Annotated in this window: 24 protein-coding genes; 9 read left to right on the top strand and 15 right to left on the bottom strand. The window is 36.7% G+C overall.

The genetic code is table 11. The features are described from left to right. Positions 1-247: 247 nt before the first annotated feature. Complete coding sequence (argS, locus tag STRPS_RS04895) at positions 248-1936, top strand: arginine--tRNA ligase (protein WP_007893778.1); 1689 nt, start codon at positions 248-250, stop codon at positions 1934-1936. A gap of 45 nt (positions 1937-1981) precedes the next feature. On the opposite strand, the gene STRPS_RS04890 is transcribed toward argS, so the two are convergent. From STRPS_RS04890 to hisS, 5 genes are all read right to left on the bottom strand, one after another. Beyond that, positions 1982-2863: a YitT family protein gene (locus STRPS_RS04890; protein ID WP_007893764.1), complete on the bottom strand. Its 882-nt coding sequence runs from the start codon at positions 2861-2863 to the stop codon at positions 1982-1984. Between the two features lie 51 nt (positions 2864-2914). Next, complete coding sequence (locus tag STRPS_RS04885) at positions 2915-3799, bottom strand: YitT family protein (RefSeq protein ID WP_007893787.1); 885 nt, start codon at positions 3797-3799, stop codon at positions 2915-2917. Positions 3800-3825: 26 nt separating this feature from the next. Continuing rightward, the gene (locus tag STRPS_RS04880; protein WP_007893869.1) at positions 3826-4767 is read right to left on the bottom strand and encodes a YitT family protein; all 942 of its coding nucleotides are present in this window, start codon (positions 4765-4767) and stop codon (positions 3826-3828) included. Beyond that, complete coding sequence (aspS, locus tag STRPS_RS04875; RefSeq protein ID WP_007893721.1) at positions 4760-6508, bottom strand: aspartate--tRNA ligase; 1749 nt, start codon at positions 6506-6508, stop codon at positions 4760-4762. Before aspS ends, STRPS_RS04880 begins: the two co-directional genes overlap by 8 nt. A 145-nt stretch (positions 6509-6653) precedes the next feature. Continuing rightward, entirely contained in the window at positions 6654-7931 is a 1278-nt protein-coding gene (gene hisS / locus STRPS_RS04870; protein ID WP_037598994.1) for a histidine--tRNA ligase, read from the bottom strand. A 255-nt stretch (positions 7932-8186) separates the two neighbouring features. On the opposite strand from hisS, the gene rpmF reads away from it, so the two are divergent. Beyond that, positions 8187-8369: a 50S ribosomal protein L32 gene (rpmF, locus tag STRPS_RS04865; RefSeq protein WP_003085054.1), complete on the top strand. Its 183-nt coding sequence runs from the start codon at positions 8187-8189 to the stop codon at positions 8367-8369. A 15-nt stretch (positions 8370-8384) separates the two neighbouring features. After that, complete coding sequence (gene rpmG, locus STRPS_RS04860; protein ID WP_002982147.1) at positions 8385-8534, top strand: 50S ribosomal protein L33; 150 nt, start codon at positions 8385-8387, stop codon at positions 8532-8534. Positions 8535-8614: 80 nt separating this feature from the next. Here the strand turns inward: rpmG and STRPS_RS04855 are convergent, their stop codons facing one another. Next, the gene (locus STRPS_RS04855; protein ID WP_007895264.1) at positions 8615-10141 is read right to left on the bottom strand and encodes an IS1182 family transposase; all 1527 of its coding nucleotides are present in this window, start codon (positions 10139-10141) and stop codon (positions 8615-8617) included. 738 nt (positions 10142-10879) lie between these two features. Here STRPS_RS04855 and STRPS_RS04850 point away from each other — a divergent pair. Next, complete coding sequence (locus tag STRPS_RS04850) at positions 10880-11374, top strand: NAD(+) diphosphatase (protein ID WP_007893565.1); 495 nt, start codon at positions 10880-10882, stop codon at positions 11372-11374. A gap of 59 nt (positions 11375-11433) precedes the next feature. On the opposite strand, the gene STRPS_RS04845 is transcribed toward STRPS_RS04850, so the two are convergent. Continuing rightward, positions 11434-12018, bottom strand: coding sequence for a helix-turn-helix domain-containing protein (locus STRPS_RS04845; protein ID WP_007893555.1), 585 nt, complete (start codon positions 12016-12018; stop codon positions 11434-11436). 203 nt (positions 12019-12221) lie between these two features. Here STRPS_RS04845 and STRPS_RS04840 point away from each other — a divergent pair, with 203 nt between their 5' ends. Further along, positions 12222-13064: a DUF368 domain-containing protein gene (locus STRPS_RS04840; protein ID WP_007893561.1), complete on the top strand. Its 843-nt coding sequence runs from the start codon at positions 12222-12224 to the stop codon at positions 13062-13064. A 107-nt stretch (positions 13065-13171) separates the two neighbouring features. Here the strand turns inward: STRPS_RS04840 and STRPS_RS04835 are convergent, their stop codons facing one another. Next, the gene (locus STRPS_RS04835) at positions 13172-13786 is read right to left on the bottom strand and encodes an NUDIX hydrolase (RefSeq protein ID WP_007893556.1); all 615 of its coding nucleotides are present in this window, start codon (positions 13784-13786) and stop codon (positions 13172-13174) included. A 185-nt stretch (positions 13787-13971) separates the two neighbouring features. Here STRPS_RS04835 and STRPS_RS04830 point away from each other — a divergent pair, with 185 nt between their 5' ends. The 3 genes from STRPS_RS04830 to STRPS_RS04820 are packed head-to-tail and all read left to right on the top strand — an operon-like array spanning position 13972 to position 15774. Beyond that, complete coding sequence (locus STRPS_RS04830) at positions 13972-14298, top strand: PadR family transcriptional regulator (RefSeq protein WP_007893567.1); 327 nt, start codon at positions 13972-13974, stop codon at positions 14296-14298. After that, on the top strand, positions 14285-14869 hold the full coding sequence (locus STRPS_RS04825) for a DUF1700 domain-containing protein (RefSeq protein ID WP_007893558.1): 585 nt from the start codon (positions 14285-14287) through the stop codon (positions 14867-14869). Before STRPS_RS04830 ends, STRPS_RS04825 begins: the two co-directional genes overlap by 14 nt. Beyond that, on the top strand, positions 14866-15774 hold the full coding sequence (locus STRPS_RS04820; protein ID WP_007893563.1) for a DUF4097 family beta strand repeat-containing protein: 909 nt from the start codon (positions 14866-14868) through the stop codon (positions 15772-15774). Before STRPS_RS04825 ends, STRPS_RS04820 begins: the two co-directional genes overlap by 4 nt. A gap of 170 nt (positions 15775-15944) precedes the next feature. Here STRPS_RS04820 and STRPS_RS04815 read toward each other — a convergent pair whose 3' ends face one another. Further along, entirely contained in the window at positions 15945-16301 is a 357-nt protein-coding gene (locus STRPS_RS04815; RefSeq protein ID WP_007891571.1) for a DUF1304 domain-containing protein, read from the bottom strand. Positions 16302-16310: 9 nt separating this feature from the next. Continuing rightward, positions 16311-18566 carry a YhgE/Pip domain-containing protein gene (locus STRPS_RS04810; protein WP_007891605.1) on the bottom strand — a complete coding sequence of 752 codons (2256 nt, stop codon included), beginning with the start codon at positions 18564-18566 and terminating at the stop codon, positions 16311-16313. Positions 18567-18696: 130 nt separating this feature from the next. On the opposite strand from STRPS_RS04810, the gene STRPS_RS04805 reads away from it, so the two are divergent. Next, complete coding sequence (locus STRPS_RS04805) at positions 18697-19236, top strand: TetR/AcrR family transcriptional regulator (RefSeq protein WP_007891603.1); 540 nt, start codon at positions 18697-18699, stop codon at positions 19234-19236. A gap of 96 nt (positions 19237-19332) precedes the next feature. Here the strand turns inward: STRPS_RS04805 and rpsD are convergent, their stop codons facing one another. From rpsD to STRPS_RS04780, 5 genes are all read right to left on the bottom strand, one after another. Further along, positions 19333-19944 carry a 30S ribosomal protein S4 gene (rpsD, locus tag STRPS_RS04800; protein ID WP_003084382.1) on the bottom strand — a complete coding sequence of 204 codons (612 nt, stop codon included), beginning with the start codon at positions 19942-19944 and terminating at the stop codon, positions 19333-19335. A gap of 221 nt (positions 19945-20165) precedes the next feature. Then, positions 20166-20438 carry a Veg family protein gene (locus STRPS_RS04795; RefSeq protein WP_007891642.1) on the bottom strand — a complete coding sequence of 91 codons (273 nt, stop codon included), beginning with the start codon at positions 20436-20438 and terminating at the stop codon, positions 20166-20168. Between the two features lie 12 nt (positions 20439-20450). Continuing rightward, positions 20451-21812, bottom strand: a complete 1362-nt coding sequence (gene dnaB, locus STRPS_RS04790; RefSeq protein WP_007891582.1) for a replicative DNA helicase — start codon at positions 21810-21812, stop codon at positions 20451-20453. A gap of 37 nt (positions 21813-21849) precedes the next feature. Continuing rightward, positions 21850-22302, bottom strand: a complete 453-nt coding sequence (rplI, locus tag STRPS_RS04785; protein ID WP_007891600.1) for a 50S ribosomal protein L9 — start codon at positions 22300-22302, stop codon at positions 21850-21852. Beyond that, positions 22303-24276 (bottom strand): DHH family phosphoesterase, encoded by a 1974-nt coding sequence (locus STRPS_RS04780; RefSeq protein ID WP_007891614.1) that lies wholly within the window; start codon positions 24274-24276, stop codon positions 22303-22305. Positions 24277-24300 lie beyond the last annotated feature (24 nt).

Raw genomic sequence — 24300 nt, 5'->3', positions numbered from 1 at the left:
AACAAAAAAAATGTGATAATTCATCATCTTACCCGATATTTTTGTTAACCATCATATTTTTCTTGTTTCAAAAACCTTTTAAAATCTACTTAACCATTTTATTTTAAACTTTCAGAATAAAAGCAAGTGTTAGATTTATCACATTTTTACGTGAAAGATAATGACAGTATAATTTATCAAATCATCTCTCGTTTATTTTTAGAAAATGTGTTAAAATGGATTGACAAACTATTTTAGGAGAAACAAGATGGATACTAAATCATTGATTGCAAGTGAGATTGCAAAAGTGGTTCCTGAATTGAACCAAGAGACTATCTATAATTTGCTTGAAACACCAAAAAATTCTGACATGGGGGACATTGCCTTTCCTACCTTTAGTCTTGCTAAAGTGCTCCGCAAAGCCCCTCAGATGATTGCTGCAGAGCTTGCCGAAAAAATCGACCCAAGTCAATTTGAAAAGGTTATGGCAGTTGGGCCTTACATCAACTTCTTCCTTGATAAAACCACAATTTCAAAAAATGTGCTCCATGCTGTTATTGAAGAAAAAGCTAACTATGGGCAACAACATATTGGTGATGGTCAAAACATCACATTAGACATGTCTAGTCCTAACATCGCTAAACCATTCTCAGTTGGGCACTTACGTTCTACTGTCATTGCGGACGCAATTGGACATATCTACTCTAAACTTGGTTACAATTCAATCCGTATTAATCATTTAGGTGACTGGGGCAAGCAATTTGGAATGCTGATTGTTGCCTATAAACTTTGGGGAGACCAAGCAGCCATTGAAGCTAACCCAATTGATGAGCTTCTTAAACTCTATGTAAGAATTAATGCTGAAGCTGAAGAAAACCCTGAATTAGATGAACAAGCTCGTCAATGGTTCAAAAAACTTGAGGACGGTGATAAAGAAGCTTGGGATTTATGGCAGTGGTTCCGTGATGAAAGTCTTGTTGAGTTCAACCGTATCTATGATAAATTAGATGTCACTTTTGACTATTTCCATGGCGAAGCTTTCTACAATGACAAAATGGACGAAGGCATTCAAATTCTTGAGGATAAACACCTTCTTAAAGAGTCTAAAGGTGCACAAATTGTAGACCTTGAAAAATATGATTTACCACCTGCTCTTATCAAAAAATCAGATGGAGCAACTCTCTATATTACACGTGATATGGCGACAGCAATGTATCGCCAACGCACCTTCAACTTTGTTAAAAATATCTACGTTGTAGGACAAGAGCAATCTCACCACTTTAAACAACTTAAAGCCGTTCTAAAAGAAATGGGCTTTGACTGGGCAGATAATATGATTCATGTTTCTTTCGGCTTAGTTACTAAAAATAAGAAAAAATTATCTACTCGTAAAGGAAATATTATCCGTCTTGAGCCGACTCTTGATGAGGCTGTTGCTCGTGCTCTAACTCAAATTGAGTCTAAAAATCCAGATCTTGAAAACAAGGAAGCTGTCGCTCATGCCGTTGGTGTTGGTGCAGTTAAGTTTTACGATCTTAAAACTGATCGTGATAATGGTTATGATTTCGATCTTGAAGCGATGGTTTCCTTTGAAGGAGAAACTGGCCCCTATGTTCAGTACACATACGCTCGTATCCAATCTATTCTTCGCAAAGCCAATTTTACACCAGACGTCAACAAAGATTATTCCTTAAAAGATGACGAGTCGTGGGAAATCATTAAATTGCTTCAAAGCTTTGCTTCTAACATTCAACGTGCAGCAGATAAATACGATCCATCAATTATTGCAAAATTTGCTATCCAATTAGCACAAGCTTTCAATAAATACTATGCCCATACACGCATTCTTGATGAGTCTGATGAACGTGACAGTCGTCTAGCACTTTGCTACTCTACAGCAGTTGTTCTAAAAGAATCGCTTCGCCTTCTCGGTGTTCAAGCTCCAGAAAAAATGTAAGAAAAAAGTTCTGTATCCTAAGAGGATATAGAACTTTTTTAGTGCCTAAACTGGCTTATCATAGTTTTTACGTCTAATTTTAAAATCAGAGCTAATAACTTCATCAACATCAACAATTGAAATGAAAGCATCTGGATCCAGGTCTGCTAGAATGCGTTTAACATCTCTAACTTCATTAGGACTTAGAGTAATATACATCACATTATACTCGTTACCTGAGTAGGCTCCTTCTCCTTTAAGGTAGGTCACTCCTCGGTTAATTTCTGTTAAAATAGCATGGGCTGCAGCCTTGGAATGTTTTGTAATAATAATCATTCCCCGTATCGTATAGCCACCGTTTTGAACAATGGTTAGGACCTGACTGAAAACAAAGCTAGCAACCAAGGTATAAAGCATCTGTTTCAAATCAATATAAGTTAAAGAAGCTATTAAAATAACAGCATCAATAGCCAGTAAGGTCTGACCCAGTTTAATTCCCATCTTCTCTTCAGCTATACGGCCAATAATATCCGTTCCGCCTGTTGTGGCGCCATATCGGAAAACTAGGCCACACCCCACGCCTGAAAATAAACCAGCAACGACTGCTACTAGCATCATGTCATGCTCCAGTCCCAAGGCAAACGGTACTTTCTGCCAAAACCATATAAAAATAGACATACTTACTGTTCCATAAATCGTTAAGGCCAAGGAACGTCGTCCAAATATCATAGCTCCGACTATAAATAAAGGAATGTTAAATAGTAAAGAAGAATAGGCTGGGTTAACTCCCATTAAAGCATGTAACATCAATGTCAGTCCAGATACTCCACCTTCTGCAAGCCTATTTGCCATATTAAAGTTAACAAAGCCAAAAGAATAAATGGCGACGCCTAGCGTAATCATAAACAAAGCTTTCAAGCGTCCAAACCAAATATGAAGTTGTGTCATATCATTTCCTCCTCTATCGATAAAAAACTAGTTGCTTCTTTGAGAAGCAAACTAGTTGACTATCTTCTTTTTCCTTTTTTTCTTCTTAGGTATAAAGAAGTCTGGACTGTTTATCTCATCCATATCAAAAATTGAAACAAATGCTCTCGGATCAATCTCACTTATCACCTCTTTAAGCTCACGTACATCTGTTCTACTCAGAGCGGCATAGATAACTTTCTTCTCTCGGGCAGAATAGGCACCTTCACCATTCAAATAAGTGACTCCCCTACCTAATTCTTCCATGATAAATTGCGATATTTCAGCAGAAAAATCTGAAACAATAATTGTTCCCCGAACGGAATAACCACCATTTTGAACGATATGAGCAATCCTTCCATACATGAAGCTAGCAATTAGCGCATACATCATATCTGGTATGGAAATATAAGTCAAAGATAGAACCATCACGAAAATATCAATTCCAAGCAACGCTTGGTTGAGCTGTAAACCAAATTTAGTCTCAATAACTTTACCAATGATATCGGATCCGCCAATTGTTCCTCCACTGCGGAAAACTAGGCCTCCACCAAGTCCCCCTATAATTCCTGCCATCAAAGAGATCACTAACTTATCATGATTAAGATCAATCAAGAGAGGCAGTTTTTGAAAAATCCAAACGAAAAAATAGAGTGACAAGACACCAGTTACAGTATAAACCGTAGACCTTCTCCCAAAATACTTGGCTCCGATAAAAACTAGTGGTAAGTTGATAAGATAGCCTGAAATAATGGGATCAATATTAAAAAGTGCTTTTCCGACAAGCGTTAGCCCTGACATCCCGTTGGCTGCGATGCGGTTTGCCATATAAAAATAAACAAAGGCAAAAGCATATACTGCTGATCCACCAATGATATATGATAATTTTTTAAGTTCAAATTTACTGTCAAATGGCATCCCAACCTCCTCTGTTAAACTAAACACTAATCATCTTCAACAAAACGACCTATTATCCGAACATTTTCAGCTACAGAGATAAACGCATCTGGATCTGTTTTCAACATTAATACCTTAAAACCAATATACTCCTCCTGGGTTAATATGGTAATAAGGACGGACTTATGCACATGTTTATAAGTCCCCTCAGCATCATTAATACACGTTACCCCACGATGTAGTTTTTTATGAATGGCTTTTATAACCTTATCAGGTTGTTCAGTTACGATCATCGCTTGCATTTTCTTTTGTTTAGTATATATAGCATCCGTTATACGTGTGCTAACAAATATAGCTACCATTGAATAAAGTGCATATTGCCAACCAAATAAAACACCTGCAAAGACCATAATCACTGCATTAAGAACTAGAGCAATCTGCCCCACATCTTTGCCGGTTTTTTTACGGATCGTTAAGCTGACGATATCAATTCCTCCACTTGAGATTCGTGACTTCAATCCAAAACCGACACCAATACCCATAAAAAGGCCTCCAAAAATGGCATTTATTAAAGGGTCTTCTGTCAGTGTTAACTGTGGGATGATTTGGATAAAAAAGGAGGACATGGTAACCGTTATAAAAGTGAAAATTGTAAATTTATGGCCGATTTTATACCAAGCTAAGACCAGTAAAGGAAGATTTATCAGGTAAAAAACAAGTGAAATTGGCAGTGTTACCCCTAGTGTTCGATGGCTCACTGCCGAAATAACCTGTGCTAAACCTGTTGCTCCACTGGAGTACACATGGCCCGGTTGAAAAAATAAATTAACAGCAATACTAGAAAGAATCCCATATAAGATAGAAGCAGAAATTTTTTCTGCATATTTCTCTCTAGAAATGCTTCGCAGAGCATGTAGCAAACCTACTTTTTTGGCACCGCGACTAATGACATATTTTACTTTTTTCTTGTAAGTTGTTTTTCTAATCATGACTTTCTACTTGAAGACTTAATTCATCTAGTTGTTTGTCTGACACTAAGCTCGGTGCTTGTGTCATTGGATCACTTGCTTTGTTATTTTTAGGGAAAGCAATAACCTCACGAATATTATCTTTACCAGCAAGCAACATGACAAACCGATCAAGACCGATAGCCAAGCCACCATGTGGAGGGAAGCCGTAATCCATAGCTTCTAATAAGAAGCCAAATTGTTCATTAGCATCCTCTTTTGTAAAGCCTAGGGCTTTAAACATACGTTCTTGCATGTCTTTTTGGTTAATCCTTAGGCTACCACCACCAAGTTCATAACCATTTAAGACAATATCATAAGCCACAGCACGAACTTTAGTTAAATCCCCTTCCAGTTCCAGTGCTGATTCTTCAGTTGGTAGTGTAAATGGGTGGTGTGCTGACATGTAACGATTTTCTTCTTCAGACCATTCGAACATTGGCCAGTCAACAACCCAAAGAAAGTTGAATTTATTGTTGTCAATCAAATCAAGTTCTTTGGCTAAACGATTCCGCAGAGCCCCAAGTGTGTTATTAGCAATAGCTAATTCATCAGCCACAAATAAGATTAAATCATTGTCAACCAACTGTAAAGCTTCTGTCAAATCGTTGTCAACTTCTGTTAAAAACTTAGCAACTGGACCTGTCAATGAGTCATTTACCTTCTTCACCCAGGCTAGACCTTTTGCTCCAAACTGCTTAGCAAACTCAGTTAGCTTATCAATATCTTTGCGTGAGAATTGATCTGCTTTATCTTTGACAACAATAGCTTTGACAGCTTGAGCTTCTGAAAATACTTTAAAATCAAGACCTTTTACAAGGGAAGTCAAGTCTTGCAAAAGCATATCAAAGCGGGTATCTGGTTTGTCAGACCCATAGAAATTCATGGCATCGTCATAAGCCATTCTAGGGAAGGGAAGCTTAACGTCAACACCTTTGGTATCTTTCATAACCTTAGCAATCATACCTTCAACGAGGTCTTGAATTTCCTGTTCCGATAAGAAAGATGTTTCCAAGTCAACCTGTGTAAATTCTGGTTGACGGTCACCTCGTAAATCTTCATCACGGAAACATTTAACAATTTGGTAATAACGATCAAAACCAGCATTCATTAATAACTGTTTTGTAATTTGTGGACTTTGTGGTAAAGCGTAGAAATGCCCTTGACTAACCCGACTTGGTACCAAATAGTCACGCGCTCCTTCTGGCGTTGACTTGGTGAGCATTGGCGTTTCCACATCGATGAAATCAAGATCATCTAAATAATTACGAATCGAATGTGTTACTTTAGCACGTAGCTTGAAGTTTTCCAGCATCTCCGGACGACGCAGATCTAGATAGCGGTAACGGAGTCTAGTCTCATCGCCGACCTCAACGGCATCCTTGATTTCAAAAGGCGTTGTTTTAGAGGTATTTAAAATCGTTAAAGCAGTAACTTTTAACTCAACAGAACCGGTTGCTAATTGATTATTTGCCTGTTGGCGCTCCTGAACAAGACCCTGAACTTCGATAACATATTCGCTACGAATAGCCTCTGCATTTTTTACCACATCAGCATTAGTGTCCTCTGGATTAATAACAAGTTGCATAATACCTTCACGGTCGCGTAAATCAATAAAAATAAGGCCGCCCAAGTCTCGACGACGTCCAACCCAACCTTTTAAAGTAAGTTCTTGTCCAATATGTTCTGATCGAACATGTCCAGCATACATGCTACGTTTCATCTAGTTATCTCCGATATATTTTTTAGTCTTTACTATTATAACAAAATCCATCTAAAAACCCCACCCATTTAAAGAGAATTAAAGCTCGTCAATGATTAACACAAAAAAGCTCAATCAAAAAGAGGGCTAAAGCCCTCAATATTTATCAAACTAATTTAGATAATAAGCTAGGGAAATCATTACTGATTTCTTCAAAACGAGCTTCAATTTCGTGACGACTTTGGTTATTTTTTAGGGTTACTTTACCAGCTTCAACTTCACTTTCACCCAATGTCATAATCACTTTTGCTTTAAAGTTATCTGCTGATTTGAACTGTGCCTTAATTTTACGTCCTAGATAATCACGTTCTGCTTTAAACCCCTGTCTACGAAGAGACTGCACCAATGCCAAAGCTTTGCTATTAGCACTCTCTCCCAATACAGCAATATAAACATCCATTTCAGGCGCTACAGGAAGTGTGATGCCCTGCTTTTCTAAAATAAGTAAAAGCCGCTCAAGCCCTAAACCAAAACCAAAACCTGGCGTTTCCGGACCATCAAAGTAGCTAACCAGACCATCATAACGGCCACCTGCACAAATAGTTAGTTCCGACTTATCTACGGTTGCCATGAACTCAAAAATAGTGTGGTTATAGTAATCCAAGCCACGCACCATATTGGTATCAATAACATAAGGAATCTCAAGGTCAGCTAACATATCCTTAACAGCTTCAAAGTGCGCCTGACTCTCTTCATCTAAGTAGTCCAAAATTGATGGTGCATTTTCAACAGCTACTTTGTCTTCTTTTTCTTTAGAATCCAAAACCCGCAATGGATTTTCATCCAAACGTCGTTGACTATCCTTAGATAATTGTTCACGCATAGGTGTCAAGTAATCAATCAAAGCTTGACGATAAGCAGCACGACTAGCTGGACTACCTAAACTATTGATGTGTAAGGTAATATCTTTGATTCCTAATGTTTCAAAAAGATGGTTAGCCATGGCAATTGTTTCAACATCAGTAGCAGGATTAGCTGAACCAAAACACTCTACCCCAATTTGGTGGAACTCACGCAAACGACCTGCTTGAGGACGCTCATAACGGAACATTGACCCGATATAATACAACTTAACTGGTTTTTGAACCTCTGGTGCAAAAAGTTTGTTCTCAACAAAAGAACGCACAACAGGAGCTGTCCCTTCTGGACGAAGCGTAATATGGCGATCACCCTTATCATGGAAATCATACATCTCCTTGGTCACGATATCCGTCGTATCGCCGACAGAACGGCTAATAACCTCATAATGCTCAAACATTGGGGTTCTGATTTCCCCATAATTATATTTTTCAAATGTTTCACGTGCAACAGCTTCGACATATTGCCACTTAGCAGCTTCCTCAGGTAAAATATCCTGCGTTCCTTTAGGTTTTTGAAGTTTCATAATAATTGGTGCCTGAGTGTTCACAAAAACACTCTCTTCCTTTCTGCATTCTAATCACTCTTATTTTAGCATTTTTCTAAGCTTTTTGGATAGAGCAGAGCTTTAAAAAACTTTTTTGTCAAGTAACTTTACTTTACAAAAAAGTTGTGTTACTATATTAAAGTTGGCGAAAGCCATAGACACAAAAAATATTCTGGGCTATAAGCTTTAAAGTTTATGTCTAATGCCCAACATTTTAATCGGAGGATAGAAACAATGGCAGTACCTGCACGTCACACGTCAAAAGCTAAAAAGAACAAACGTCGTACACATTATAAATTAACAGCACCGTCTGTACAATTCGACGAAACTACTGGAGATTTCTCACGTTCTCATCGTGTATCACTTAAAGGATACTATAAAGGACGTAAAATCGCTAAAGCTAACGAAGCTAAATAATAGAAGGGAGATACCATGCGCGTAAATATTACACTTGAACACAAAGAATCTGGTGAACGCTTGTACCTTACTTCAAAAAACAAACGTAACACCCCAGACCGTCTTCAATTGAAAAAATACTCACCAAAATTACGTAAACACGTAACTTTCACTGAAGTTAAATAATTGAAACTAGTGAGAGTCTGGGACAAAAAGAGTTCTCAGCTATAAAAACAGAGATTCACATTTAGAGTGAGTCTCTGTTTTTAATTTTTTGTCATTCTCCTATTGTATTTCAGTAGATTATTGGCCATGAGGACCAATCCCATATCAATCTTAACCTGACGTTTCCCTCTCAGGTTACACCGTTTGTAACCCAAACAAGCCTTTATCTGACCAAAGACAGGTTCCACATCAACTTTCCGTTGTGCGAAGATTCGCCCTCCTTCTTCAGATAAAAGCGCTTGACTCTCTTTTCTTTTCAACTCTTGGTATCTCTGGTTTACATAGAGACACTTTTGAGGGGCTAAATCAGGATAATCCGCCTGATAAACCCTGATGTCTTGTTGGAATCCAGTGGCTGTTCTGCTATGTTTGATAGATTCAAAATGATAATCCCAACCATCAGGATGTGTGTAGGTATCACTGACGTCATCGTAGAGCCAATTATCGAGATGCTTTGGAGAGTGTTTCTGCTTTCTTTTCTGCTCCTTATCAAACATACTGTATTTAATCAGGTGCTCAACTCCAAATTTGTCTAGTGTGGTTAAGTTTTCTTCACTCCCATACCCCGCATCTGCAACAACCCTCTTAAGATTATGTGGGTAACTATCTAATAGTGGGATCAATGTTTTAGTATCGGTTGGGTTTGGAAAGATATCATAATGAAGGACAAACTGATTTTCCGTAGCGATTTGAAGATTGTAGCCTGCTTTAAGCTGCCCATTCCTCATATGGTCATCTTTCATCCGCATAAAGGTAGCGTCTGTATCTGTTTTGGAAAAACTATTGCGACCATCGAAGATAGAATGATAGGTCTCATATTTCTCAGCTCGCACTGAAAAATCATCCTTAACCTTTCGTAGGACCTTCTTGAGTTTTCGACGTTTAACTTTGCGTGTATCCTGACCTTTAACAGGTTCCTCCTCAATGTCTTGAGTTAAGTCTGCCAATTCTTCCTCGATGATTTGAGCAAATGCGGTTAACTGCTCAGCAGTTACTGGTTCTTGTTCATCCAGAACAATGGCCTCGTGAATCAGAGGGCTGACTTCTTCTTGAAAATAGCGGCGTAGGTCAGTTTGAAGCTTGGCAGAGAATTTAGCTGTTGCTTTCTTCCAGACAAAGCTATATTTATTGGCATTGGCTTCAATCTTGGTACCGTCAATATAGAGACAGTCCAGAGAGACTAGGTCCTCCATCTTGAGACGAAGGTTTAGTTCAATGAATAAATCTCTAATTAAGTTTTCCATGCCTTTGGCCACACGGAAACGATTAATGGTTCGATAACTGACCACCAGCTGACCAGTCAGATACTGCATAGCTATATTTTCTATCATTAATTTCTCGATTTTGCGACCAGAGAAGACTCCTCGAGTATAAGCAAATAAGAGAGCAGATAATAAGAGTTTAGGGTGATAAGAAGGACGACCAAAGGTAGAGTAGAAGCCAGCGAAACAGTTTTCTTCCAATTCATTTACCACTTTTTCAATGGTGAAGACAATGTGGTCTTGTGGTAAGCAAGAGGTAAGTTCAAGTGGCAATGTGGTTTGATTTGTGTTATAGTGAATATGCATGGGGATAGCCTTTCTAAAGTGTTTCTGGACAATTCTATTTTATCAAGACTATCGCAACCATGCAAAAAGCAACGGCAAAAACCGTTGCTTTTTTGTTTTAGTCAAGAAGACTTTTGTCCCAGACTCATTTTATTTCTATGCTACTATTGACACAATAAATACAAGGAGGTCAAGCCTATGTTTTAATTAACATTACAAGAAAGTAACACTCTTAAAGACCTATTCAATTCAAAGGAGAAATCTTATTGGAAAAATTGATTATTGAAACAGAGGCCCTAATCCTTAGGCTTTTAACATGAGATAACTATAATGCTTGGTTTGAATGCCTCTCACCATACTTTTGATGATGAACGATTGGCTATGGCTGGTTGTGACCAAAACTGGTTTAGGCAGTTAGTAAACCGGTAGCAAGAACTTTGGAAAACGGCCAACACCTCTGTATACTCAATAGTGCCACTTCAGCCCGTATCAATGTAGGTGGGGGAGCTGAGATTTCTCCACCTAGAAGCCTAAATTTCTTCAGCAAATAGAGCGTCACAATAATTAGCTGAGAAATGATGCCTATGAACCTCACTGTCCCAAGTTTGCCTTTAAATCACATCAGTGAATTGACAAGACTGTTTACAGCAAGAATTTACACGACTAGTATTTAGATTACTATTTCAAAGATCTCAGGTTCCTTGTTGCAAGAAATGTTATAATAGACAAAAATACAAATTATCATCTAAGGAAGTAACCATGCAAAAACATTGTCAAGAATGTGGCACAAAACTGATTGCCAAAGAATTGGAAAATGAAGGCCAAATTCCCTTTTGTTCACATTGTGAACAATTCCGTTTTCCCAGCTTTAACACTGCTGTCAGTTTAATTGTTGTCAACCAAAGCAACCATAAAATTCTCCTAATCCAACAATATGGTCGCCCTCGGAAAATCTTAGTGGCAGGTTATGTTAGTAAAGGTGAAAGTCTTGAAGAGACTGCTTTACGAGAGTTGAAAGAAGAAACCGGCTTGACAGGCTTGTCAATTTCTTTTAACAAAAGTCAATTCTTTGAACCTTCAAACACTCTCATGTGTAACTTTACAGTATTTGTCAAAGACGATGGTGACTTTCAAGCTAATCATGAGATAGATGCTTACGACTGGTATAGTCCTGAGGAAGCACGACAAAATATTTTTCCGCATAGTCTAGCAGCTTCTTTTCTAAACTATTATTTAGATAAGAAAAATTGGTAAATAAAAAGTGAAAATCTTTACCTTCACTTAAAGGTATCCAGATGGTCACCTTTTTATCATTAAAATAGGTTATTTATCAAAAGTGCTGATAGACCTGTAATTAGACAAAATACAACTGTAACGCCTAGTACAATCAAAGGGTTCTGATAAGGATACTTAGCTTTTTCTTTAATAGTCTCAACTCTATTTAGTGTTTGACCTTTAGATATAGCTAAAATTTCTTTATAGGTTTGGACGCTATTTTCTTTTTTAAATTTTTCAATGCGTAAAGCAAAATACATAACCACAAACCATTCAAAAATAAAAATAACAAAACCTCCCTTACCTAAAAAATAGATGAGTGGATAAGCTGTCAAGGCCATAATAAGTAAGCCTATTGTCATTGCCCAACCATCTCGATTGAATTTCTTTAAATCATCCCTTTGAACAATTTTTTTCATTTCATCAATATCTCCTTCTACTAACTGATCTAGACTTAGGTTAAAAAGATTGACCAAAGCAATTAGACTGTGAATATCAGGATAGGATCTGTTATTCTCCCAATTTGAAATGGTTTGTCGTGAAACATAGATTTTTTCCGCTAAGTCTTCTTGTGAGAATCCTGCTTTTTTTCTGCATGAACTCAATTTTTCTCCTAATTCCATATGTCTCCTTTCAACTTAAGTTTATGCTAACCTCTTGTTTTGGGCTATCAAAAGTTTTTGACATTGTGCTGAAATGACGCCCATTTTATATTAACTTCTTTTACTTTACACATGTGTCAACAGATTGACAAGTAATAATATTCTCATTTATAAAAAAGCAAGTTTATGTTACAATAATGAGACTATCGTTAAAGGAGGATTTCATGATTTCTATTCTAGGTCGGCTTTTTAAAGGGATGATCATCGCTTTAGGCTTTATCTTACCCGGTGTTTCCGGAGGTGTTTTGGCAGCAATATTAGGAATTTACGAGCGGCTCATCCGTTTTTTAGCCCATATTCGCAAAAATTTCATAGAAAATGTCCTCTTCTTTCTACCTGTTGGAATTGGTGGCATTTTAGGAATTGCCCTCTTCTCTTTCCCTGTCGAATATCTTCTAAAGCATTTCCAAGTACCAGTATTATGGGGATTTGCTGGTGCTATCCTTGGTACATTACCTAGTTTACTGGTTGAGTCAACCAAAAAATCTAAGCGTCATTATAAGGATCATATTTGGTTCTGGTCTAGTTTTGTTATCTCTGGTCTCTTCCTTTATTTTTTGAATGATCTTCTTGGCAATCTTCCTGTTAATTTTGCTACTTTTATTCTAGCAGGTGCTCTCATTGCTCTTGGCGTATTAGTGCCCGGTCTCAGCCCATCAAATCTATTATTGATTCTTGGTCTCTACTCCCCAATGCTCCAAGGTTTTAAATCACTTGATTTGATTGGAACATTTTTCCCAATCGCTGTAGGGGGCCTATTAGCCATTGCTGCTTTTTCAAAAGCTATGGATTACGCTTTAACTCACTATCACTCCCGGGTTTACCATTTCATTATTGGCATCATTCTATCTAGCACCCTTCTCATTCTTATCCCTGTTCCTCATAGTCCCGAAGCTATTAATTATAGCGGAGCAGGATTATTTACTTTGGGTATGGCTTTGCTTCTATTCGGACTCGGTATTTGGTTAGGATTATGGATGAGCAAATTAGAGGATAAATATAAATAGTATTACAAAAAAGTGTTGGGAATCCAACACTTTTTTGTCTGTTAGGTCATACCTTTTCCACATTCAAAAACAATAATTGAAAAAATTACTTACTCTCTGCCAGGATACTATTCTTTATTACTATCTTTTATCAGTTGAATGAAACAATCTGTAAACTGAGCAGTCATGCCCCAAATGGTCTCCTCTAACCCTTCATAGAAAGGAATATGCGCAACCTGATTTGAGAAAGCATATTTTTGGCCGTTGCGAATCCGATCAAAAGGAAAATTACTTTCTTCTTTAACGCTTTGAGGCAAGTCATAATAAATCGGCTTTGTTTTCCGTAAATAGTCTAACGGAACTACAAAAAGATGATCAACTTCTTCATTATAAGCTAATGCTTGCCAATCTTGACAATGTAACTGGCCCACAAAACAATGAATCGTCCGCTTCGATTGAACGATGTAATCAATTTCACCCCAGATTTCTATTTTATCTGCAGAAACATTCAATTCTTCCATAGTTTCTCTAATAGCAGCATTTTGAGATGTTTCATTCTTTTCAACACGACCACCTGGAAAGGATACGTCACCCGGCTGGGAAATATGTTGACTCCTTACCTCATACAAAATATACCACCCTTCATTTTGCCAAAGTAGAGGTAAAAAAACTGCATACTCTTTTTGTTCACCCAAGGGCTCTGGTTTATGGTTTTTAATCAAATCCTTAATTGTTTTCTTCATATTGTTCCTTCTCGTTCTTCTTATGTCCCAAGATTACAAAAAATAGTAAGGAAGGTCAAGAAATTACTTTTTAAAATATATAAAATTTTTATATATTATCTATTGACTTCTCTTTATTTTTATCATATACTTTATGTATAAAATATTTATATATAAAATTTTTACCCATTGAAGGAGGTAATGGTATGTATTTTCCCGTATCAGCTACCTTGATTGAATTTTTAATCTTGTCTATCGTCAAAGACCAGGATTCCTATGGCTATGATATCAGCCAAAACATCAAACTGGTCAGCAACATTAAGGAATCGACCCTCTATCCCATCCTCAAAAAGTTGGAGAAGGCCGATTATCTCAGAACCTATAGCCAAGAACATCAAGGACGCCAACGTAAGTACTATCAATTAACGACAGAAGGACAAACACAACTTGCTTTTCTTGAAGAAGAATGGCAAAACTATAAAGCAAGTTTAGATGCAATTATAGAAGGGAGTCTCCGCCATGACAAGAACTGACTATTTAGCAGAGCTACAAAATCAGCTCCGAAAATTGCCAGAAGACGATTATCTAGAAGCAATGGATTACTTTACCGAATACTTTGACGAAGCTGGTCCTGAAAATGAAGAAAAAGTCATTGCTGATCTAGGCAGTCCTAAAGAAGCAGCCAGTGAAATTATAGGCCGTTTACTTGAAGGTAAAATTGAAATTGAAAACAAGAGACCTAAACACTACGCCAAAATTATTTGGTTGACAATTCTGTCAATCCTAGCAGCACCTACTGCGATACCAATCTTCCTCGCTATCTTAAGCCTAATTTTTGCTATAATAGTAGTCATTGCAGCACTCATATTTTCATTAATTGTTCTAGGCATCTCATTTTTCGCCAATGGTTGTTATGTCTTATTTGACAGTTTTAGCTACTTATCAACTTCTATCAACTCAACAATTCTTAGCTTGGGTATGGGCCTAATGATGATTGGCGGCTCTCTCTTAGCTATAATACTTGGATTTGAAGCCTGTGCCGCCCTTATACGTGGCGGAGCACTCCTCATTCAAAAAATGATAAAGAAAGGTCAAACAGTATGAGAACTTTGAAAAAAATAAGCTTTATTACAGCGCTTTGTTTATTGCTTTCAGGAGTCACCTTGGCTGGTTTAGGCTACGTTAGAGGTGGCTGGTCAGATTTATCACCTTATACCAATTCATCAAAGAATAAGCATTATAAAACTGAAAAAATAGCAGACTTTGATCATCTTTTACTTGACTGCAATGTTTCAGATATTATCATAAAAACCGGAAATCAAGAGAAAGCCAGCATTACTTATTATGTCGATAAAAAATATCCTGTCAAAATTGAGCAAACAGGGAAGACCTTATCCATAAGTGACAAGTCTAAAATGTTTAAACGTAAACCAATCATCAATTTCTTGACCTTACGAAATCTCACTAATATTCAAAAAAATAGTTATTTTGACGTAAAATCTGACTACTCTATTCAAATTACCCTTCCTAAGGGTAGGAAACTCACTAGTTTAAAAGGGAAATTAAAAACTGGGGAATTACAGATAGAAAATAGTCAAATTCAAACAATTGACTTCCTATTATCAACCGGAAATTTTTCCGTTGATTCTTCTAAGATAATGGAAGGACAATTAACTCTCCATACAGGCGAGGTGACAGTTAACGACAGTCATATTAGTAATAGTAAGATAAATGTTAATGCCGGAAATCTGGAATTTGGTTCTTCAAGTATTGCAAACTCACAGTTAATATTGAAAGCTGGCGATTTCACCGCCACTGATATCACCTTTAACGATAAAAACAGTTTAAAGTTAAACAGGGGTAACGCTGACATTCAGTTAAAAGATCATGATTTAGCACTTAAAACCAATAAAAATTCAGATGACTCCGAAATAACTACTAATTTAAAAAGTGATTCTAAAAACCAACTAAACATTATCAATAAAGTTGGTGACATTACAGTAGAATAAAAGAAAAGTCTGGGACAAAAGTCTAAGCTCAAATATAAAAAGCGAACAAGACAGTATTCTGAGTATCAGAAAATGAGTTTTGTTCGCTTTTTGGGTTTCATTTATCAATTGGAAAAATTAATGGCAGGGAATCTCAAAAATTAATATCTTTTTGTCCCAGACTCATTTTGCTATAAAATCATGCTGATTAAGGCCAGAATAGCTAAGCTACCTTGTTTAAAAAGAATTTTCTTATCTACGCTTATTGCCCCATATATAGCCACAGTAATAACATTAATTAAGTATAGAGCAACAATCTCACTATTAGGCGATATAAAGATTCCATATAAAAGTAAAAAAGCAATCACTCCATTGTAAATTCCTTGATTTTTAAAGAGATTCACTATTGTTTTATCTTTTAATTCCGCTTGTGTCAACTGAAATACTTTCTGTGTTGTTACCGAAGTTGTTGCAAAAGTCTCTAAATACATAATATAGAGCTGTTCACATGCTGTCAAAGTTGATAAAAGCAATGTTAAGAAAGACATTTTTACTCCTTACTGTGAGTTTTTTGGGCGATAAATAATTAGAGCAAGTACTAGGAAGCCTACTAAAAATCCTGTCAAAATGTTGACTTCAAGTCCAATATGACCAGTCAAAGAAATTGTTTCGCGTAAACCTGAAACAATATAAGACATTGGGAGATATGGGTGTAAGGTTTGGAAGAATCGACCACTTAATTCTATCGGGTAGGAACCTCCTGACGAACCTACTTGTAATAACAACATTGCTAGAGAAGCAAAGGAACCGTAACGATCATCCCAACCAACAAGAGCAGTCACTAATGCCATAAGGGTCCAACCACTTAAGATAATGAAAGTTAAAGTTTTTAGTTCATAATTTGCTTCAAATCCAAGGAATTGAATAGCTCCATATAGAATCAAGGAACTTAAAGTTGATATAAAACCATTGATAATGAATTTTTGTTTAGCCCAATCCCAACGATTTTTAACTGGTCTTCCTGACAGCGAAGTAGCAAAGATAACATTAGTTGATAAGGCTACTACCATTAATGAAACAGCTATCATATAGGGAGCCATACCAATACCGTTAGTTTTAACACTATCGTTATCTTTTTCAGATAAGGCCACTGGGGAAGCTACCGCTTTAGCATTCTTTTCTTTGACACTTACTAAATTAAGCTTGTGAGAAGCCTCTGCCAATGACATTTGTAAAGTTGATAAGCCGCTTGACATAGTTGTCAAACCATCTGTCAACTTAGCACTACCGTTTGTCAACTGAATAGCTCCTTGTGACAAATCATTAGTTCCTGTAGCTAACTTCTGAGTTCCATCCAATAGAGCATTGGAATTAGCATTCAACCGTTTAGAGCCACTTGAAATAGCTGTCAATCCTGTCAGTATCTCTTGATTTTTGCTATTAAGACTTGCAAGAGCTGAACTTATCTTGTAACTTCCAGGTAAAAGTTGATTTGTAACACCACTATTGACAGATTTTACCCCAGCTGAAAGTTTTACTAGTGCAGCACTGGCTTGCGGTAAAGCTTGATTCGATAAATTAGCAATTTTATTAACACTAGCTTGTAACTGACTCACATTTGAATTATTCGGCAAGTTTGCTAATTTTGTTTTCAAGACTGTTGTGATAGCAAGAATCCTTTGAGCACCCGCTGTCGCATTCGATGGGGTTGCCGAGATAGCCTGACTCAATTCAGCTTGCTGTTCAGGAGTTAAACTTTTATAAGTGGATGTCGCTTGTAATGAAGCCAACTTACTACTTGTTGAACTAGCTTCACTATCAATAATCCCCTGCGCTAAATTTGAAATTCCAGTTAAGGCTTCCATCAAGTCAGCTGTATTTGGGACAGACAGGCCACTTACAGCATTATTAAGTTCTTGTATAGCATTATTCAGCTGTGGTAAGCCTACTTGTAAAGCTTGAACTCCTTGCGTCTCTTCTTGACTCATTGTAGTTTCTGATGCTAACTTATTTAAACCGGCTGTTAGTTGGCCTGCTCCATTAGAGAGTTGACTAATCGCATCTAAATAGAGGGGCAGCTGCGAAGAGAATTTGCTGATACCATTATTCAATTGGCTTACACCGCCAGTATAAGTTACTAATCCCGAATTAAGCTGATTAACTCCTTGATTTAAGGTTTGACTACCATTAGCAAGACTTCCAAGATTCCTTGTTATCTCTTGACTACCCACTTTGGCACTATTTGCACCTTGAGCCAATTGCCCACTACCTGTCGAAGCATCCTCTAAACCAGTCTGAAGGTTACTCATACTTTGAAAAACTGAGGTTGTATAAGTTCGACTGATATTATCAGAGACCGATGATTTCAGTTTAGCCATAGCTGCTTCACTCATTTTTGAAGCGACCATGCCATGACCTCTACTTGTTTGATATTGGATAACTAACTTCTCAGGATTATTCTCTAATAAAGTAGTTGCCTTCTTCGAAAGGTCTTTAGGTAGGGTGACAACCATATAGTAATCGCCATCTCGCAGGCCATTTTCAGCCTTTTTCTCTGAAACAAAATGATAATCTAAATCTTTATTTTTAGACATCTTGTCTACCATATCCTTACCAATATGTAAATCCTTTTGATTCAACTTAGCTGCCCTATCATGGTTAACTACTGCTATCGGTAAATCTTCTACACGACCATAAGGATCCCACATTGATCCAAGAAAGGATAAATTATATAAGGCTGGAACCAATGCTACGCCTATCATTGTGATGATTAATTTTGGATTTTTTAAAAGTGCTTTTAACTCTTCTAACATTTTTACTCCTCAAACAATTGTACTTAATTCATTTTATGATAAAATATATTATACATTGAAGCAAAAAAAACTCAAGAAATTACGGTTGAATTTAGACACATTGTCCAAAATGTTCAAAAAGGAGAACTTGATGCAGAATAACCGCAAAGAAAATACAAAACGAGCCTTATTAGATGCAATGGTTAAACTCTTAAATAAAGAGAGCTTTGACGATATTTCAACAACTGAGTTAGCGGAAACAGCAGGTATCAGCCGATCCAGCTTCTACACGCATTACCGTGATAAATACGAAATGATTGATAGTTACCAACAAACCTTATTTCATCAGCTTGAGTATATTTTTGATAAAGATTATGAAGATAACCAGCAAACTTTTTTAGAAGTATTCACTTTCTTATCACGTGAAAAACTATTATCTGCTCTCATTTCATCAAATGGAACTAAAGAACTTCAGAACTTTATCATTAACAAGGTCCGGATTTTAATTTCATCGGAATTGCACGAACGACTTGCAAAGGAAGGAATGTCAAAAATTGAACTAGATTATCAAAGTATTTACTTAGCTTACGCTTTCTTTGGTACTTGCCAGACCTGGATTGCTAGAGGAAAAAAAGAAACTCCTCAACAAATGACTGATTTTGTCTTAAAAATGCTTAGTCGGTCAAAATAATCCCAAAAAAGGACTGTTTTTCTATCTCATTTTTCCTTAGTCAAGCCATCAAAAAAAAGCCTATTAAATAGGCTTTTAAAGTATTCAATGTAAGAATTAAAGCATTTTGTTGTAGAATTCAACGACAAGTGCTTCGTTAATTTCTGGATTGATTTCATCGCGTTCTGGTAAGCGCGTCAATGAACCTTCAAGTTTTTCTGCGTCAAATGATACGAATGCTGGACGTCCAAGTGTAGCTTCTACAGCTTCAAGGATTGCAGGAACTTTCATTGATTTTTCGCGAACTGAAATGACTTGGCCAGGTTCAACACGGTATGAAGGAATATCAACACGTTTGCCATCAACAAGGATATGACCATGGTTAACAAATTGACGTGCTTGACGACGAGTAGTTGCAAGACCTAAACGGTAAACAACATTGTCAAGACGACGTTCTAAAAGAACCATAAAGTTGAAACCAAGAGTTCCTTCTTTGATTTTTGTAGCTTGTACGAACAAGTTACGGAATTGTTTTTCACCTAAACCGTAAGAAAAACGTAATTTTTGTTTTTCAGCAAGTTGTAGACCGTACTCTGAAAGTTTACCACGGTTGTTAGGACCGTGTTGACCTGGTACGTAGTTACGACGTGCCAATTCTTTACCTGTACCTGTAAGTGATAAGCCAAGGCGACGTGATTGTTTCCATGATGGACCAGTATAACGTGACATATTTAATGTCCTCCTCTAAATATTTTGAGGAAATAACTGTTTGAAAAATCCTGATTCGTGCAGAGAGTTTTCACCTAAACAGCAAAGGTTACTTGAATAGATAACCACCTGTTGACGAGCTTCATATTTTTCTGCTATTATTTCACACAAGCTTTATTATAACATGATTATCAGCATCTGTAAATCATATTTTAAAATTTAGCTACTTCTTACACCCCTTTTTAATCTAAATACCTAATTAAGGTTTTTTCTGTTAGAATGTCTGAATAGGTGTAAGATTCAACATAGGTATTGTTATAACCTCCAGATTGACCAGCGTTGTCATTATATTCAATAATAAATAAAGAACTATAAACTTCTATCAAACGACCAATTTTATTTTTTTCTCTTTTTCTACCGTTTTCCAAGGTCAATTCCACTAACTGACCTTCATGAGCTTTAATATCTTCTTTAATTTTTTTCATTTTTGCAACATCTGCAAATGCGTCACTCATACTCTACTCCTCTTATCTCTCTTCAAATTGTGCAATGGTTGAAAACTTATTATATTCTTTTTGGAACATTAATTTTACGGTTCCACGCGCTCCAGAACGGTTTTTTTCTAAAATAACTTCGATTGTATTGTCTTCTATAGTATCTTCAGATTCTTCGCCTTCTTTACGATAGTAATCATCCCGGTATAAAAAAGCAACAATATCAGCGTCTTGCTCAATTGATCCTGATTCACGGATATCTGACAATACTGGTCTCTTATCTTGTCTTTGTTCAACACCACGCGATAATTGGCTAAGTGCTATGACAGGAACTTTTAACTCTTTAGCTAATATTTTAAGTTGACGTGATATATCTGAAACTTCTTGCTGTCGATTTTCTGGCTTAGTTCCTGTTATTAACTGAAGATAGTCAATAACAATAAGCCCTAATCCGTCTTCTACTTCTTGAGAAAGCTTACGTGCTCTAGCACGAATTTCAGTAATCTTTATACCCGGTGTATCATCAATATAAATAGGAGCCTCTGCAAGTGCCCCTTGAGCTATCGTTACATTATTCCAATCCTGCTCTGTTAATTGTCCCGTTCTTAGGTTATGAGAATCCACCATGCCTTCCGCTGCAAGCATCCGGTCAACCAAGCTCTCCGCACCCATCTCTAAAGAGAAAATGGCAACCGCTTGTTTCTGTTTAGTTCCAACATTTTGAGCAATATTGAGTACAAAGGCTGTTTTACCAACAGCTGGACGTGCTGCAAGAATAATGAGTTGATCAGGATGTAGACCGGTTGTAATCTTGTCCAGATCTCGAAAACCGGTTGGAAGTCCTGTGACATCTGTTGTTTGTTTAGAACGAATTTCAAGATTTTCATAATTAACTTTTAAAACATCTGAAATTTTTCTAAAGCCACTTCGGTTGCTATGTTCATTAATTTCAATTAATGCTTTTTCCGCCCCAGCAATAATATCCTCAGAATCAGAGGCCCCTTCATATGCTAAGTTTACAGTGTCTGTCAACCTCGAAATAATGTCTCGGAGCATAGCTTTTTCCGCGACTATCTTGGCATAATATTCCGCATTTGCACTAGTTGGGACACTATTGACAAGTTCAACAATATAGGACAAGCCACCAATATTTTGTAAATCTCCCTGGTTGTCTAAAATAGTTCGAACTGTAGTGGCATCAATAGCATCATTCCGGTCACTAAGGGTAATCATTGCCCGAAAGATAATTTTATGAGAATATTTATAAAAATCGTCGGGACTAATAAATTCTCTAACTGTGATGAGTTTATCCGGCGAAATAAATATTGAGCCTAAGACAGATTGTTCTGCTAGTAAATCTTGCGGCTGAACTCTTAATTCTGGTACTTCAGGCAACTCTTACACCTCCACTTCTAATTAAGTAATCAAGAGCCTAAGCCTGATCAACTTTTAATTTAATTTCTGCTTTAACTTCTTTATGTAATTTAACAGGAACTTCCATTAAGCCAATTGCTCTAATTGGATGATCCAAGTCAATATGTCTCTTATCAACACTAATATTGAACTGTTTTTTTAACTCTTCAGCAATTTTCTTTGCCGTAATGGAACCAAAAGTTCTCCCATCAGGACCAACTTTTTCAGTAAAAGAAACAACTGTTTTCTCATCATCAAGCGCTTTTTTTGTAGCTTGGGCTTCTGCAAGGAGTTCAGCTTGAGCTTTTTCTTCAGCTTTTTGCTTACCTTTCAGTTCACCAATTGATTGGCTTGTTGCTTCTTTCGCTAGATTTTTTTTAATAAGAAAATTCTGGGCATAACCTGTAGGGACTTCTTTTATTTGTCCTTTTTTCCCTTTACCTTTAACATCTTCTAAAAAAATAACCTTCATTTATTCTACCTCATTCGTTTCTTTTAATGTATTTTCAATTGTCTCAATCAATAATTGTTTTACATCGTCAAAATGTTGGCTTTCAATTTGACAGGCAGCTAGATTAAAATGTCCTCCACCGCCTAACCTTTCCATTATGCGTTGAACATTTATTTTACTCCTACTTCGAGCAGAGATAACAAATTTATCACTTTGGGTCTGAACCATTGCAAAACTGGCCTCAATTCCTGCCATAGACAAGAGAGTATCCGCTGCCTTACTTGCAATAACGTTAGTGTATATATGATTTTCGATACCTGTTCCCACAATAATATTGTCACAGATACGTTCACCACGGAGTATAATTTCATTAACCTGTTTATACTCATTAAAATCAGTAGCTGATATTTGTTGAATTTCGACACTATCACTGCCTTTGTTTCGCAAATAACTAGCAACATCAAACGTCCTACTGGTAACTCGAGTAGAAAAATTCTTAGTATCAAGCATAATTCCTGCCATCAAGATACTAGCCTGAACCTTGCTAAGTCTCTTCTTGTCATTTTGGAATTGGATTAGCTCTGTAACTAGTTCGGCAGCACTGCTGGCACCACTTTCAATAAAGGTCAAGATAGCATTCTCTGGAAAATCGTCATCTCTTCTATGATGGTCTACAATAATAACATCTTCGAACATCTCATAGAATGCTTTAGATAGTGTTAATGATGTTTTCGAATGATCTACCATAACTAGAAGTGAATTCTTTGTGACTAAGCGCATAGCATGAGTGACACTGATTAAACGAGTTTTCCCATCGGCTTGTAGCCTTTCTATAGCCCTTTCAATATCATGGGCCATATCGTCTGGCTCATAAACGGCAAACGAATTATCAATAATATTACTAGCAAAAAACTGCATACCGACTGACGCTCCTAGAGCATCCATATCTAGCCTTTTATGACCAACAATGAAGACATTGTCAACAGTCTTAATACGATCGGAAATGGCTGTCATCATTGCTCTTGTTCGAGTTCTTGAGCGCTTAACAGTTGATACAGAACCACCACCAAAGTAAACTGGAGTTTTACCCTCTTCATTTTCTCGAATGACAGTCTGATCTCCACCACGTACCAAAGCAATATTTAAATTTTCTAAAGCTACCTGGCCAATTTGGTCGTGGTATTTTTGTCCGAAGGAAATCCCCATACTCAATGTTAAACGCAATTGTCTTTCCTGAGCTTCTTTTCGAAAAACTTCCAAAATAGCAAATTTATTATCCATTAACTCTTTCAAATTTTGATAATCTGTAAAGAAATAATAGCGATCCATATTAACGCGACGATAAAAAATATGACGAGTATTCATAAAGTCAGCAATAAAATTAGCAATAAAGCTGTTAATTTTTGAGATATCTGCATCCGTTAAATTGTCGGTAATTTCGTCATAGTTGTCAATTGAAATAATACCAATAACCGGTCGCAACATACTGGCATCAATTGTCTGACGGTTCCCTATAAAAGCATCAAAGAAATAAAAAACACCTGAATCTTCATCTAAATATGATGTGTAGCGATTTCCTGAAACTTCAAAAGTTTGAGAGATATTCCCTTTTCGTTTCTCTAGTAGAATATCGTGAATCATTTGATTTTGAAACAATCCCTCTTCACTTGTGAAGATTAGCTCAGTATAAGGGTTATACCATTCAACTAAGTTAGTTTCTTTATCAAACTGAACAACCCCAACAGGCATTTTATCCAGTAATGATTTTAAATTATTCTCTGTTTGTTCATTTAAAATTTCAATATGATTTAAATCAGATAATTCATGAATCTCTTTTTGATACCAAAGAAGTGCAATAATAAATAAAAGCACCAAAAAAATAGCTAACAGAAGTAGCATTCTTGATTGAACAATACTGACACAGAGTGCTAATAATCCAAATAAAATTAAACCCATCAACATTAAATGGATGGTTTCAAAACGAAATCTTTTCATCCTATAACCTCTTAAGGACTTATT

The sequence above is a fragment of the Streptococcus pseudoporcinus LQ 940-04 genome, from assembly GCF_000188035.1.
Classification (GTDB): Bacteria; Bacillota; Bacilli; order Lactobacillales; family Streptococcaceae; genus Streptococcus; species Streptococcus pseudoporcinus.
The sequence above is the reverse complement of the archived record's forward strand: the minus strand, read 5'-3'. Positions and strand labels throughout refer to the sequence as shown.

What these genes read in the sequence shown, in the direction of transcription:
- STRPS_RS04810 (WP_007891605.1), bottom strand. Translation starts at nt 18,566, where the DNA reads ATGTTAGAAGAGTTAAAAGCACTTTTAAAAAATCCAAAATTAATCATC.
- STRPS_RS04815 (WP_007891571.1), bottom strand. Translation starts at nt 16,301, where the DNA reads ATGTCTTTCTTAACATTGCTTTTATCAACTTTGACAGCATGTGAACAG.
- rplI (WP_007891600.1), bottom strand. Translation starts at nt 22,302, where the DNA reads ATGAAGGTTATTTTTTTAGAAGATGTTAAAGGTAAAGGGAAAAAAGGA.
- hisS (WP_037598994.1), bottom strand. Translation starts at nt 7,931, where the DNA reads ATGAAACTTCAAAAACCTAAAGGAACGCAGGATATTTTACCTGAGGAA.
- STRPS_RS04850 (WP_007893565.1), top strand. Translation starts at nt 10,880, where the DNA reads ATGCAAAAACATTGTCAAGAATGTGGCACAAAACTGATTGCCAAAGAA.
- rpmG (WP_002982147.1), top strand. Translation starts at nt 8,385, where the DNA reads ATGCGCGTAAATATTACACTTGAACACAAAGAATCTGGTGAACGCTTG.
- STRPS_RS04795 (WP_007891642.1), bottom strand. Translation starts at nt 20,438, where the DNA reads ATGAGTGACGCATTTGCAGATGTTGCAAAAATGAAAAAAATTAAAGAA.
- STRPS_RS04835 (WP_007893556.1), bottom strand. Translation starts at nt 13,786, where the DNA reads ATGAAGAAAACAATTAAGGATTTGATTAAAAACCATAAACCAGAGCCC.
- STRPS_RS04885 (WP_007893787.1), bottom strand. Translation starts at nt 3,799, where the DNA reads ATGCCATTTGACAGTAAATTTGAACTTAAAAAATTATCATATATCATT.
- rpmF (WP_003085054.1), top strand. Translation starts at nt 8,187, where the DNA reads ATGGCAGTACCTGCACGTCACACGTCAAAAGCTAAAAAGAACAAACGT.
- STRPS_RS04830 (WP_007893567.1), top strand. Translation starts at nt 13,972, where the DNA reads ATGTATTTTCCCGTATCAGCTACCTTGATTGAATTTTTAATCTTGTCT.
- STRPS_RS04780 (WP_007891614.1), bottom strand. Translation starts at nt 24,276, where the DNA reads ATGAAAAGATTTCGTTTTGAAACCATCCATTTAATGTTGATGGGTTTA.
- STRPS_RS04880 (WP_007893869.1), bottom strand. Translation starts at nt 4,767, where the DNA reads ATGATTAGAAAAACAACTTACAAGAAAAAAGTAAAATATGTCATTAGT.
- rpsD (WP_003084382.1), bottom strand. Translation starts at nt 19,944, where the DNA reads ATGTCACGTTATACTGGTCCATCATGGAAACAATCACGTCGCCTTGGC.
- STRPS_RS04805 (WP_007891603.1), top strand. Translation starts at nt 18,697, where the DNA reads ATGCAGAATAACCGCAAAGAAAATACAAAACGAGCCTTATTAGATGCA.
- STRPS_RS04825 (WP_007893558.1), top strand. Translation starts at nt 14,285, where the DNA reads ATGACAAGAACTGACTATTTAGCAGAGCTACAAAATCAGCTCCGAAAA.
- STRPS_RS04855 (WP_007895264.1), bottom strand. Translation starts at nt 10,141, where the DNA reads ATGCATATTCACTATAACACAAATCAAACCACATTGCCACTTGAACTT.
- argS (WP_007893778.1), top strand. Translation starts at nt 248, where the DNA reads ATGGATACTAAATCATTGATTGCAAGTGAGATTGCAAAAGTGGTTCCT.
- STRPS_RS04840 (WP_007893561.1), top strand. Translation starts at nt 12,222, where the DNA reads ATGATTTCTATTCTAGGTCGGCTTTTTAAAGGGATGATCATCGCTTTA.
- STRPS_RS04820 (WP_007893563.1), top strand. Translation starts at nt 14,866, where the DNA reads ATGAGAACTTTGAAAAAAATAAGCTTTATTACAGCGCTTTGTTTATTG.
- aspS (WP_007893721.1), bottom strand. Translation starts at nt 6,508, where the DNA reads ATGAAACGTAGCATGTATGCTGGACATGTTCGATCAGAACATATTGGA.
- STRPS_RS04890 (WP_007893764.1), bottom strand. Translation starts at nt 2,863, where the DNA reads ATGACACAACTTCATATTTGGTTTGGACGCTTGAAAGCTTTGTTTATG.
- STRPS_RS04845 (WP_007893555.1), bottom strand. Translation starts at nt 12,018, where the DNA reads ATGGAATTAGGAGAAAAATTGAGTTCATGCAGAAAAAAAGCAGGATTC.